The 13,287-nt window shown below is 43.6% G+C and carries 9 protein-coding genes; 8 read left to right on the forward strand and 1 reads right to left on the reverse strand.

The genetic code is table 11. The features are described 5' to 3' along the window. The first annotated feature begins 157 nt into the window (after positions 1-157). The 7 genes from A0256_07695 to A0256_07725 all read left to right on the forward strand — a co-directional run bounded on the left by A0256_07695 (position 158) and on the right by A0256_07725 (position 10,936). The gene (locus A0256_07695; GenBank protein ID AMR31316.1) at positions 158-1,408 is read left to right on the forward strand and encodes an alpha-D-mannose-alpha,1-6-phosphatidyl myo-inositol monomannoside transferase; all 1,251 of its coding nucleotides are present in this window, start codon (positions 158-160) and stop codon (positions 1,406-1,408) included. A 73-nt stretch (positions 1,409-1,481) separates the two neighbouring features. Further along, positions 1,482-1,880 carry a hypothetical protein gene (locus tag A0256_07700; GenBank protein AMR31317.1) on the forward strand — a complete coding sequence of 133 codons (399 nt, stop codon included), beginning with the start codon at positions 1,482-1,484 and terminating at the stop codon, positions 1,878-1,880. 96 nt (positions 1,881-1,976) lie between these two features. After that, the gene (locus A0256_07705) at positions 1,977-2,459 is read left to right on the forward strand and encodes a hypothetical protein (GenBank protein AMR31318.1); all 483 of its coding nucleotides are present in this window, start codon (positions 1,977-1,979) and stop codon (positions 2,457-2,459) included. A gap of 196 nt (positions 2,460-2,655) precedes the next feature. Continuing rightward, positions 2,656-5,418 carry a TonB-dependent receptor gene (locus tag A0256_07710; GenBank protein AMR34469.1) on the forward strand — a complete coding sequence of 921 codons (2,763 nt, stop codon included), beginning with the start codon at positions 2,656-2,658 and terminating at the stop codon, positions 5,416-5,418. A 29-nt stretch (positions 5,419-5,447) separates the two neighbouring features. Beyond that, the gene (locus tag A0256_07715) at positions 5,448-6,905 is read left to right on the forward strand and encodes a hypothetical protein (GenBank protein ID AMR31319.1); all 1,458 of its coding nucleotides are present in this window, start codon (positions 5,448-5,450) and stop codon (positions 6,903-6,905) included. 75 nt (positions 6,906-6,980) lie between these two features. Continuing rightward, positions 6,981-7,565, forward strand: coding sequence for a hypothetical protein (locus tag A0256_07720; GenBank protein ID AMR31320.1), 585 nt, complete (start codon positions 6,981-6,983; stop codon positions 7,563-7,565). A gap of 113 nt (positions 7,566-7,678) precedes the next feature. Then, positions 7,679-10,936, forward strand: coding sequence for a TonB-dependent receptor (locus A0256_07725; GenBank protein ID AMR31321.1), 3,258 nt, complete (start codon positions 7,679-7,681; stop codon positions 10,934-10,936). Positions 10,937-11,296: 360 nt separating this feature from the next. Here the strand turns inward: A0256_07725 and A0256_07730 are convergent, their stop codons facing one another. Beyond that, entirely contained in the window at positions 11,297-11,965 is a 669-nt protein-coding gene (locus A0256_07730) for a BRAMP protein (protein AMR31322.1), read from the reverse strand. A 133-nt stretch (positions 11,966-12,098) separates the two neighbouring features. On the opposite strand from A0256_07730, the gene A0256_07735 reads away from it, so the two are divergent. Continuing rightward, positions 12,099-12,932, forward strand: coding sequence for a hypothetical protein (locus A0256_07735; protein AMR31323.1), 834 nt, complete (start codon positions 12,099-12,101; stop codon positions 12,930-12,932). Positions 12,933-13,287 lie beyond the last annotated feature (355 nt).

Below are 13,287 nucleotides of genomic sequence, written 5' to 3' on the forward strand. Positions count from 1 at the left end.
TATGGAAGCGAGTTACAGTACAGTTGACTTAGTGATGCTTGCCATTGCAGCATTTATTATCTGGATGACCATGCGTACGCCTGAAGTGAAAAGCACTTTGGAGCAACCCGAAGTGATGCCAGCAGAGCAATAGCAATATCTTATTATTGTTACAGCCATGACAGGTACATTGCCGGAATCTGTCCGCTGCGAGGTTAGCAGGAAGATCAGGGTTGTTTTCTTTGCCGAGATACTGACACCCGATCAGGACGGCGCTATCCGCACCATGTACCAACTCATCAACAGGGTGGATCGTAACCGTTTTGAGTTCCTCTTTATTTACGGTGCAGGGCCGGAGGTTATTGCAGGTTTCCAGAGTTTAAAAGTTCCCGCAGTATCTTTATTTATCAATGCCGGGTACTCGCTGGCACTACCCGCGCTCGCTCAAAAAACGATTACCGAAACTCTTCACCGTTTTTTGCCGGATGTAGTACACATCGCTACGCCATCGCTGTTGGGTAACGTTGGCCTTCACTACGCTTTGCAATTGCAATTACCGGTCATCACCATTTACCATACCCATTTTATTTCTTACATCGATTATTATTTTAAATACCTGCCCTTCCTGATAGATGGGGCCCGGCAGCTTGTTGCGCAAAGCCACAAGGCATTTTATAATCAGTGCGGTAAAATATATGTACCATCAAACGCTATCGCAGCCGAACTGGTGGCAATGGGTATAGAGGCCACTCGGATGCAGATCTGGAAACGGGGGATAGACACCTTTTTATTTTCTCCCGCTAAGAAAGATAAGCCGGCAATGCAGGCTATTACCGGCAACAGTTATGCAACTATACTATTTGCCAGCAGGCTGGTTTGGGAAAAGAACCTGGAAACCTTGTTTCTTATTTATGATGAGCTGCAAAAATCTGATTTAAAAACCAATCTGGTGATTGCCGGTGACGGCAGTGCGTTAAAGGCATGCAAAGCCCGGATGCCCCGCGCTGTTTTTACAGGTACGATCAGTCACCAGCAGCTGGCAGTACTGTATGCCTCGGCTGATGTTTTCCTGTTTCCCTCCGTTTCTGAGGCATATGGCAATGTGGTTTTGGAAGCCATGGCATCGGGCCTGCCTTGTGTCATAGCAGATGGCGGTGGCTCGGCAGATTTTATTACGCAGGGCATCAATGGGTTTAAATGCAGGCCATATGACGCTAAGGATTATGTAGCTAAGATCCACTGTGTGCTGCAAAATACGGCCCTAAGCAACCAATTTGCTGAGGAGGGCCTCAGCTACAGCAGTGCCTTTAGCTGGGATGAGCTCGCCGAAACCTATTTTACCGATCTGGAGCTGCTTGCGCTGCAACCCGGCCACAAGCTGGCGCTGGTTCAAAACGCCCACAAAGCCATACTTGCAATGTTTATTTAATATTATCATTGCGTTACCAAATTGATTGTGCTTGTATCCCGGCCGTAAAGTACAAATCTTTGCAAGTTAAATAATGCCCGGTAAACAGCAAATGCTAAAAAATCTGATCAAGTCTGTGTTCTTTTTCACGATACTCATGATCATTGCCATGCCAACGTTTATGGCTTTTTACGGCCCGGCGCTTCACCAGCATCATGCCCACATTGCCACCAAACAGAAAGCCGGGCATACTTACCTGGAAACGGGCGGGCATCATGATACCAGCTGGGAACTGATCAAAAAACGGCACCTGTCTGCCCCGCCCACACTGATTAAAGTGCGTATGCTGGCAGCAGTTTGCCTGCTTTTCAGCATTTTTGCCTTTGCTGTTTCATCAGCGGTATCCAACCTATCCTTCGTTAATTATCTCTCCCGGAAAAAGCCTTTTCCAATTGCTGAAAGATATCTTGTTTATCAAACGTTCCTTATTTAGTCCTTCTCCGGCTTTATAGCCAAATCCGTTTCAATTAACTTATTTTTTAATAAGCCGCCGGCATGCTATGCCTGTGCCCGGTTTTAAGTTTTTTACATGAATTTTGGAGAAGATCTGAGCCTGCAGTTGATGCTGGCTAATAAATCATACCATCAGTACTTATTTAACGTGTTAAAAGAGATAGATGTTTACCAGCATTACCAGATCATCTTACTCATTAGCCGTTGCGGTGGCCGTACCACGCAGAAAAACATCGGCGATACCCTGCAGATAGAAAAATCGAACATGGTGGCCATTATAACCTTGCTGGATGAGAAGGGCTATGTAACTAAAGAGGTGAATTTTAAGGACCGCCGCAGTAAGCTGATCTCATTAACAGCGAAAGCCCGGGAACTGATTACCACCATTGGCCAGTCGTTTGCCGCATTTGAAAATGAGCTGGCAGATGACCTTACCTGGCAGGAAATGCATAACTGCCTGCGTGTGTTAAATAAGGTGACGGATAAACTTAAGCACATCTCCTTAGCGGCAAATGGCCTTAAAACGTTAAATGAAAGCGGTGCTTTTGTTAACTCCTAACCACGGGTTTTACGTTTTGTTAACATAGCTACTATCCCGTTAGCTATAAATGGTTGTTAGATTGAACCATTGGTAACATCCATTGGGCAAATATATAATAGTATGATAACCGCAAAAAATCGCTTGCAAAATGCCGCCCCGGTAGCTTTGTATCAAAATAAAAGCGGTGAAAAAAGCAATACATACAGCACTTGTAATTTTAATAACTTACTCCTTTTGCCTGCCTGCATTCGGGCAGAGTACCGGTAAAATTATCGGTAAGGTAATCGATCAAAAAACCAGCGAAACACTTATTGGTGCTACCGTTAATATAGAAGGTACCACGCAGGGCATCGCTACTGATGTGGATGGGCACTATGCGTTAAGCGGGGTGAAGCCGGGTAAATACACCATCCTGGTGAGGTACATTGGCTATCAAACCAAATCCATATCTGATATTGAAGTTAAGGCCGGCGCAACTACGCCGCTGGATGTTACCTTAGCTGCATCAACTACCACTGCTTTAAAAGAAGTAGTAGTAAGAGCAACCTATCGCCAGGCATCGGTAGCATCCTTATATGCTATTCAAAAAAACAGTGTATCGATCTCTGACGGGATCTCTTCGGAGCTGATCCGCAGATCGCCTGACAGAAACACCAGCGACGTGTTAAAACGAGTAAGCGGTACAACCATACAGGATAACAAATTTGTTGTTGTGCGTGGTTTAAGTGATCGTTACAACAGTGCATCCTTAGATGGCGCGCCGCTGCCAAGCACCGAGCCAAACCGCAAGGCTTTCTCTTTTGATATTGTGCCTTCAAACCTTATCGACAACATTATTATCAATAAAACCGCAAGCCCCGATCTGCCCGGCGATTTTGCAGGCGGTAACGTACAGATCCTGACCAAAGATATTCCGGATCAAAATTTTGTAAGCCTTGCCCTCGGCTATGGCTACAATACACAAAGCACATTTAAAGATTTCCGCAGCGGTTTCCGCAGCACCAGCGATTATTTTGGTTTTGACGACGGTAGCCGTAAACTGGTCAAAAACTTTCCATCCACTAATGAAATTTTAACTAACCAGGTAACCGGTACCCGCAACATCCAGTCTATCAATAGCCTCAACAACGATTTTAATATTTATACCAGTAAGGCCTTGCCAAGCCAAAATTACCAGATCACTGTAGGCAATGTGCAGGAGATAGGTAAAAACAAAAACCGTTTTGGTACTACATTGTCATTAACCTATCGCAACACGCAAACCATTACGCCCGATTTGCAGCAGCAATATGATAACTACGATTATCATAGTTCAGTAAGCAAGTTTTCTACCAACATTGGTGCTTTGGCAAACTTTGCCTATAGCTTTGGCAAAAGCAAGATTACCTTAAAGAACCTATATAACAGGATTCTTGACGATCAGTTCACTTATCGTACAGGTGCTAATACAGGTACAACATCATCCGACAACCGGTATTATGCTTTCGATATGCTTGAAAAGGGATTGTTTAAGTCAACCCTGGAAGGTGAGCATGCACTGGGAGCAAAAACATCCAAGATAAAATGGAACCTGGGGTACACTAATATCATTAACGATCAGCCGGATCAAAAGAAAGTAAACTACAAGCAAAATAACCCGGGCGATCCTTATACGGCAACTGTCGCCTCTTCACTGGGAAAAGAGAATGCGAGGTTATTTTCTAAATTAAACGAGAATATTTACTCGGGTAAGATAGATTATAGTTTGCCTGTTGATTTGTTTAAACAAAGTACACTTAAAATTGGCGTAAATTCTCAATACCGCGACAGGGTTTTTGACGCCAGATTCCTGGGTGTGGTTTTCAACGAACAAACATCAGATCAGCTAGGTTATAATACTGCCAGCCTTTTACAACGTCCAATCCAAACTTTATTTGGACCAAACCTGGTAGGTACCGGCGTTTATGATCTGGATGAGATTGCCAACTTAACAGACAGGTATACCGCTAATAGTCTTACCAACGCTGCATACGCCATGCTCGATAGCAAATTGGGCGATAAGGTACGCGTGGTTTATGGGTTGAGGGTTGAAAAGTTTGATCTTAATTTAGAAACAAAGGATCCTACCGCAGATAAGGTTAAGTTAAATAATACCGATTTCCTGCCCTCTGTTAATTTTACCTATGCTTTAACAGCCAAAGCGAACCTAAGAGCATCGTATTATCGTTCTGTAGCAAGGCCGGAGTTCAGAGAATTAGCCTTATTCTCTTATTACGATTACGAATTGCTGGCCTCTATACAGGGTAATCCAGCTTTGAAAAGAGCATCTATTGACAATGCAGATATCCGGTACGAATTTTATCCTTCAGCGGGCCAGATCTTTTCAGTATCTGCTTTCTACAAGAAATTTCAAAACGCTATAGAAAGCTCTCTGGATGACCGTAATTCAACGGCCACTATCTCTTATTTCAATTCAAAATCAGCGTATGTGTATGGTGTTGAACTGGAAGCTCGTAAAGCGCTTGAGTTCATCAATGGAGGTACCTTCTTTAAAAATACTACCGCTTATGTTAATACCTCAATTACAAAGTCAAGGGTAGAAAATCCTACTACTGGTGATGCATTTTTGGAAGTAAACCGCCCGTTGACTGGTCAGTCCCCATATGTGATCAACGCGGGTATAACGCACAGCGAATTAGATAATAAATTATCAGTGAACGTCTTATTTAACCGCTTAGGAAAAAGGATTTTTTATGTTGGCGGAACAAGGTTCCCTAGCGTATATGAATTACCAAGGAGCGTACTTGACTTACAGGTTGGTTATAAGGTATTGAAAAATAAAGGGGAGTTCAAACTGAGCGGTAGCGATTTGCTGAACGCCAGGTATAATTTCCAATACCAGAAAGATGGTAAGCCATTTTCACCATCAGGAGGTTCTACTTTCAGGAGATATACACCGGGTACCAATTACGCATTGTCATTCAATTACACATTTTAAGATAAACTAGCAATAAACCACAGAACAAGATGAAAAAATCATTATTAGTATTTGCATTAGGCGCCTCAATTATGTTCGCCTCATGTAGTAAAAAAGACGTTATTATTGATCCGGTTGTACCAGTAATACCGCCGGTAGTAACTCCGGTTACAGCAGTTGAAGTTTCCGGCGATATCTCTGCCAACACTACCTGGACTGCAGATAAAATTTATACCCTTAAAGGTTTTGTGTACGTTACCAACGGTGCAACACTTACCATAGAAGCAGGTACAATCGTTAAAGGCGATAAAGCGTCCAAAGGAACATTGATCATCACCCGTGGTGCTAAGATCAGCGCTATCGGTACCGTTGATAAGCCAATCGTATTTACATCATCATTTGCTGCCGGTACACGTGCATCGGGTGATTGGGGTGGTATCATCCTTTTAGGTAAAGCGCCGGTAAACCAGGGCGATAACGTAGGTATCGAAGGTGGTTTGGATGCTAAAGGCGATGCTGCTAAATACATCCAGTACGGTGGTACAGATGCTGCTGATAATTCAGGTACATTAAAATATGTACGTATTGAGTACGCAGGTATCCCTTTTTCACCGGATAATGAGATCAACGGCCTAACCATGGGTGGCGTTGGTACAGGTACTACTTTAGATTATATCGAAGTTTACCGCTCTGGCGATGATTCTTACGAGTGGTTTGGCGGTACGGTAAATGCAAAGCACCTACTATCTATCGCTGCTTTGGATGATGATTTTGATACTGACTTTGGTTATGCAGGTAAAGTGCAGTTCGGTATAGCACAACGCTATCCATCAATTGCTGATAACTCTGGTTCAAACGCTTTCGAATCTGATAACGATGGTTCGGGTTCAGATAAACTGGCAAAAACATCTGCTGTTTTCTCTAACATGACATTATTAGGCCCTGCATCAACTGCATCTACTCCTGCTAACATCAGTGCTAACTTTCAGCATGGTGCGCAGATCCGCCGTAATTCATCAGAAAGCATCCTGAACTCTGTGTTTGCAGGTTTTATGGAAGGTATTTATATCGATGATTCTAAAGTAACTACTGCAGGTTCAACCTCTACTAACTTTACTACAGGTTCTTTGGTATTCCAAAACAACCTGATCTACGGCAGCAACAGAAAAAGCAACGAAGTAAAAGGCGACAATGTTACCCAGAAAGCTATTTTTGAAACTAAATTAAGAGCAGAAAATACTTTCTTAGCTACTTCTTTTGCCGATGCTTTGATCACTACACCATTTAAATTCTCATCAGACTTTGCTAACGCTGGTACACCAAACTTTGCTGACCTTGCAGGTTCACCATCAGCTTCTGGTGCATTATTTACCAATGCTAAAGTTACTGATGCATTTTTTGATAAAGTTACCTACCGCGGCGCTATCGGTACTACCGACTGGACCACTGGCTGGACTAACTTTGATCCACAAGTTATGCCTTACACCACTCCTGGTGCTGTAAAATAATTTACACGAAAATAAAAAGCTGCCCTACGCAAATAGGGCAGCTTTTTTTAATTAAACAGTAGGGTTAACAAACAGATGAGTTTTTTACACGTAAACTTTAGTGAGGTAGATACACAGATAGCGCAGTTTGCGAGGGCAATTGCTTTGCCCATCAGAGTATTTATCATCAGGATGATAGCCGAAAACGGGAACTCTATTAATAAGCAAAATTTTTACAACAGTACCTTTGATGCCCGTGCCATTAATAAGCATATCATGGAGCTTAAATCGCTGGGTATTATTAAAGTTAAAACGATAAAGGCCCAGGTAACCTATCACATAGATCAGCCGATGTTCGATCAGATGTCGGCACAGTTTGGAATGTTATTTTACCCGGTTTCTAATTCAAAACCCATTGAAGAGCCTAAGCCGGAATTACCGGTTGATGATGCCGTAACCGCTACCAGTTTTGGGCAATACATTAAGCTGCACCGCATAGAGTTAAACATGTCGCAGGAGAGCCTGGCTGCCAGGATACAAATAGACCGAGCTTTGCTGAGCAGGATAGAATGCGGCCGGAAGCCATTTGCTGCTGATAAGCTTGCCCAACTTGCAAAAGCCCTGTACCTGAGTATGGAGGAAGTTAAATTAGCATTCGAATATGATGGTGGCTTATGTTAATTAAATGTAAACAATCCCGGTTGTTAACATTAACACAGCGTCGCTAAACATAATACATCCTTAACATTTACTTAATATTATAGCCGAACCTTTGTGGAGTTTAAAAACCCCACATGAAAAAACTATACTTTTTTATTTTTACACTGCTGTTTGCCGCAGGTGCAAACGCACAGATCACAACCGCTGTTATCAGCGGAAAGGTGGTTGACCAGAAGGGTGTTACCATGCCCGGTGTTACGGTTTCGGCTGTAAATACCAGTACCGGTACCCGCTATGGCGCACAAACCAACTCCGATGGACGTTACACTATCGCGAATATTAACCCGGGTGGCCCTTATACCATAAGCGCCAGTTTTGTAGGTTACAAAAAAGACGAACGTACCGACATTACCTTATCATTAGGCGGTGCTGCTTTTAACTTTTTATTAGCTGATGAAACCACCAGCCTGAAAGAAGTTAGGGTTGTTGCTACAGGTGGCGCTACTAAAACAGGCGCAAGCACACGCATCAGCCAGTCGCAGATCCGTAACCTGCCAACGATTAGCCGCAGTTTGCAGGATCTTACCCGCACAACGCCGCAAAGTAATAACAACTCTTTCCAGGGTACCAACTACCGCTATAACAATGTAACGCTTGATGGTGCTATCAATAACGATGCAATTGGCTTTAGCCCTTCATTAGGTGGCCAGTCAAATGCTTCTGGCCAGGTGGGTAGCAGTACCCGTACCAGCCCGGTATCTTTAGATGCCATCCAGGACATCCAGGTTTTGGTTGCCCCTTACGATATTAAAATTGGTAACGTATTAGGTGGTAGTATCAACGCGGTAACCCGCAGCGGTACCAATGATTTTACAGGATCTATTTACGGTTATGGCCGTGGTGCATTCTTAGTAGGCCCAAACAACGCTAAAGCAGCGTCGGGCGGCGATGGTTCAAGCCTGCCAACATCTTTCCATGATTATCAAACAGGTATCCGTTTAGGTTTCCCGTTAATCAAAAACAAATTATTCTTCTTTACTAACGAAGAGATTGCCCGCCGCCAGGATCCTGTTATTGCAGGTGCAGGTACTGCAGGTTCTGCCAATGTGCTGAGCCTTACCGATGCGCAAAATATCGCTAATACAATGGCTAGCTATGGTATCAATGCCGGTAGTTATGGTAACACGTCAATCTTCTCTCGCAGCAATAAATATTTTAACCGTTTAGACTGGAACATCAACGATAAAAACCAGTTGACGTTGCGTAACAACACGATATCATCAACCGCTACCAATTTGGAGCGCGATCAGCAGAACTTCCGTTTCAGTGGTATCGATTATACTTCGCACAATAACTCAACCTCAACGGTTGCCGAGTTAAAATCAAGATTCAGCAATAACTTAAGCAACAGTTTAGTTTTAGGTTATTCTAACGTACATGACTTCCGCGACCCTAACTCTGACCCGGCATTGCCGCAGATTGAGATCACCGGCCGCACACCAGGTACAACCATCTTCCTGGGTACCGACAGGGAAGCTGCGATATTTGATATGCGCCAGAAAACCACTGAGTTTACCGATAACTTAACTTATACAAAAGGGAAGCACACCTTTACATTCGGTACACACAATGAGTTTTATAACATCACTTACAACTTTGTAAACGCATGGAATGGCCGGGTGGCTTACGCCAATATTGAGGATTTTTTAGCAAATAAGCCGTCACGTGTACGCGCTAACTACAACTATACCAACAATACCCGTGATTATATCATGGCTAACCCGTCTGCCAAGTTTAACGTTAACCTCTTAAGCGTATACGGACAGGATGAAATTCAGATCACTGATAACTTTAAGCTGACTGCCGGTATTCGTTTTGACTATGCTGATGTGCCAACAAAACAACCATTGAGCATCAAAACTACTGGCGCACCGGTTGACGCTAACTACGGTAATACCTTTACCTATACCAAACCTGCCGATATCAAGAATAATTACCTGGGTAATGTTCAGGTTAACCCAAGGGTTTCGTTTAACTACGATATTAATGGTGACCAAACTGCTGTACTGCGCGGTGGTAGCGGTTTCTTTACCGGCCGTGTACCTTTTGCATGGTTCGGTTATGCATTTTATAATAATGGTAATACTTACGGCGCTTTTGATAAGCGTTCCAGCAAGTACGTGTTTACTCCTGGTACAAACCCGGTACAAGCGCCGGCTAATGGAGGTTTAAACTTTGTAAACCAGCAAACGCTTAACCCGGTTAACACCGGCGCAAGCGGCCCAACCCAGGTAGATTTAATTGACAACAACTTTAAAATGCCGCAGGTATGGCGTACTAACCTGGCGTATGATTACACTACTGCTGATAAATGGAAATTTACGGTAGAAGGGATCTATACCAAAGTTATCCGCGATTTGAAATTCCAGCAGGTAAATACGGTTGACCAGGTAACTTATTACCCTTATGATGTAAATAAGCAGCAACCTATTTTTGTAAACGCACCGGTTAATGCTTCTTATACCAACGCTTACCTTTTATCAAACACCAACCAGGGTTACCGCTACAGTGCTACCGCACAAATAGCCAAGATCTTCCCTTTTGGTTTAACAGCTAACGTTGCTTATACCTACGGTCACTCTAAAGATGTTACCAACGGTATCCGTAATTCAATGGAGAGTAACTGGCAGTTGAACCAGGCGCTTAACCCTAACAACCCGGGTTTAGCTAACTCTAACTTTGATATCCGTCACCGCATTGTATCAACCGTAAATTATAACGTTGCATGGGGTACAAACAAAAGCCTGGTATCTAACTTCGCATTCTTCTTCGCCGCACAGTCTGGCAATCCGTATACCTACGGCTTCCTGCCTAGTGCAATCGACGGAACTGGTCAGCAGGTTAGCTTAGCTTACATCCCTAAAAACGGTGAAACTGTAAACTTCTTCAGCGATGTGGTAGGTGGTGCAACTGCTGCACAGCAAGCTGCTGCTTTTGATAACTATATCAACGGTAACAAATACTTGTCGAGCCGTCGTGGTACCTTTACCCAGCGTAATGCTGCTTTCACACCATGGAACAATAACCTTGATTTCCGTTTCTCACAGGACTTTAAGTTTGGCAGCGGTAAACGTAAACAGGTGATCACCTTTACTTACGATATCGTAAACTTAACCAACCTGTTAAACAAAAGCTGGGGACAATATTACTTCTCCGCCAATACCTTCAATTCAACCAGCAGTATCGGTTTAACACCAAAAACAACACCTGCTTTTGGTTCTGCATCAACTACTTATCCTAAGTACACTTTTGCTGACCCGGGTGTGCCATACTCAGTTGATCTGTTTGCTTCACGCTGGCAGATGCAGTTTGGCTTGCGTTACGCATTCTAAACAAAAAACAAACTACCTAACAAAGGCTGCTACCGGATGGAAGCAGCCTTTTGCTTTTAAGAAGAAATTTAAGAATTTAGTGAACACGAGTTTACCGAATCTTGATTTGCCAACCAGCAATTAAGTATTGGTGTGATTGGAGCCTGATTGAGTGAACACGAATTGTTACTAATTGAACTAATTACACGAATCTTGATTCCCAATTGGAAGTTAAATAGTTTTTTAACCAACATGATTTGAGCAAATCAGCCCAATTCGTGAAATTCGTATTCACTCAACCTTCAACATTGCTTAACCGATATGATTTGAGCAAATCAGCCCAATTCATGTTCACTAAACCTTCAACAAGGCCTATGGGTTTTATTCCTCACCCGCGTCATCGCTTTCGGCTTTTGCCAGTTCATCCAGCTTTTTTAAGTTGGTTGTGATAGGGTTATTTATAAGCAGCTGCGCGAAAAATACCAGGTTAGCTACCAGGTAGCGTACAGTTTGATTGGTGTAGTAATGTTTTTCGCCGCCGGCCTCTACATAATCTTTTCCGCGGCCAGCCAGGCCAACCCAGTAAGCATTTACATTCGGCGGGATAGTGAAGCCGAATTCCTGCATGGCCCATAGTATTTGTGCTGCGCAGGAGTGGGCACCATCCTCGTTCCCTGTAATTAAGCAACCAGCTACTTTTCCGTAGGTGAAATACTGGCCGGTTTCTTCATCGGTAAAACCGTCTTCATGAAATATGGCATCCAGTCGCTCGATCACACTTTGCGCAGTGGAAGCTAACCGGCCCATCCAGATGGGGCTAGCCAGTATAAAAATATCGCATTCGCGGATCTTTTGTAATAAGATCGGCCACTGATCGCCGTCGCCCAGGTCAGTTTCTGTTCCGGGCTTTACTTTATAGTCTACAAAACGAAGCACTTCGGTTTCTGCTCCCTGTTCCTGCAGCTGGGTTACCGCCTTATTGATAAGCGCCTCGGTGTTGGAAAACTTTGGAGATGGCTGTAAAGTACAGTTGAGAATGAACGCTTTCATATGGAGCTTAAGATTTATTAAGCAACATATGATATCGGAATATGTTACGGCAAATCTGGGGTCAATTGTAAAAACCCAGAGAGCAAGCTTCCCGTGGAAGTGCCGGTTGTAACCTGATTGATTAACTTTGGAGATGAAGAAGCTGAGTCTGTTATATTGGGGCCTGTTATGTTGCCTGGTTTCCAAAGCCCAGGTAAGTACAATTGCGAAAGGCGAACATTACCCGCTTACTATCGGGGTGGTGGATCATGTGCAATCGGCACAGCTTGGAGAGGATCGCGCACTTAATATTTACCTGCCCGGGGGTTACGATAAAGATACCGCAACAAGGTATCCGGTTATATATCTGCTCGATGGATCTAAAGATGAAGACTTTATGCATATAGCAGGCCTGGTGCAGTTTTTAACCATGATAGATGCCATGCCAAACTCCATTGTTGTAGGCATAGCCAATGTAGATCGCAAGCGGGATTTTACTTATCCATCCGCCAACCCGGCCGACTTGAAACTGGTACCTACTTCTGGCGGCTCGGAAAAATTCACCGCTTTTATAGAAAAAGAATTACAACCCTATATCCAAGAAAACTACAAAGTGAGCGGAAGCAAAACCATCATCGGGCAATCATTGGGGGGCTTGCTGGCAACGGAAATTCTGCTCAGGAAACCGGCTTTATTTACCAACTATATCATCGTTAGCCCCAGTTTATGGTGGGATAACGAAACCTTGCTAAAAAAAGCACCTGCTTTGCTCAGATCGAATGCTTACCGGGGCATCAAAACCTACCTAACCTACGGCAGCGAAGGTAGCCAGATGATAGGCGACGCGCAAAAGCTAGCCGGGATGTTAAAGGCAGATTTAAACCTGCGATCCGCCAGCAATTTTATGCCCAACGAAGATCACCTTACTATTTTACATAACGCGGTTTATAGCGCTTTGCAATGGATCAACAAACCCTCAATAAAATAAACTTCCAGCTTCAATTTCACCTTTAGCTGCATCACCCGGATCGGTTACATAAATTTTTAATGGCGTTTGCCGCAAACGCGTTCCAGGGGTTTGCACCGGCGCGGTATAAATGTATTTTACCGTTATTTGATGAAGTCCCTCCGCCAGCGGCAGGACGGGTTCACTTTCGGTTATTTTTTCACCGTCTATAAATAGCTGCGTATCCGTATACGATCCCTGCGAAAAATTGTAGTTGCCCGTTTCCGGGATCTTTACATATCCATTGTAAGTGACACCGAAGTATGGATTGTACTTTTTCAATGGTTCCGCATTCAATTTATCGGTGGTGGCCGAATCGGTTGCGGCTACGTAATCC

This window comes from Mucilaginibacter sp. PAMC 26640, from assembly GCA_001596135.1.
GTDB lineage: Bacteria > Bacteroidota > Bacteroidia > Sphingobacteriales > Sphingobacteriaceae > Mucilaginibacter.

Bases quoted from the DNA above. Each gene is read 5' to 3' on its own strand.
- A0256_07695 (AMR31316.1), top strand. From the start codon at position 158: ATGACAGGTACATTGCCGGAATCTGTCCGCTGCGAGGTTAGCAGGAAG.
- A0256_07700 (AMR31317.1), top strand. From the start codon at position 1,482: ATGCCCGGTAAACAGCAAATGCTAAAAAATCTGATCAAGTCTGTGTTC.
- A0256_07705 (AMR31318.1), top strand. From the start codon at position 1,977: ATGAATTTTGGAGAAGATCTGAGCCTGCAGTTGATGCTGGCTAATAAA.
- A0256_07715 (AMR31319.1), top strand. From the start codon at position 5,448: ATGAAAAAATCATTATTAGTATTTGCATTAGGCGCCTCAATTATGTTC.
- A0256_07720 (AMR31320.1), top strand. From the start codon at position 6,981: ATGAGTTTTTTACACGTAAACTTTAGTGAGGTAGATACACAGATAGCG.
- A0256_07725 (AMR31321.1), top strand. From the start codon at position 7,679: ATGAAAAAACTATACTTTTTTATTTTTACACTGCTGTTTGCCGCAGGT.
- A0256_07730 (AMR31322.1), bottom strand. From the start codon at position 11,965: ATGAAAGCGTTCATTCTCAACTGTACTTTACAGCCATCTCCAAAGTTT.
- A0256_07735 (AMR31323.1), top strand. From the start codon at position 12,099: ATGAAGAAGCTGAGTCTGTTATATTGGGGCCTGTTATGTTGCCTGGTT.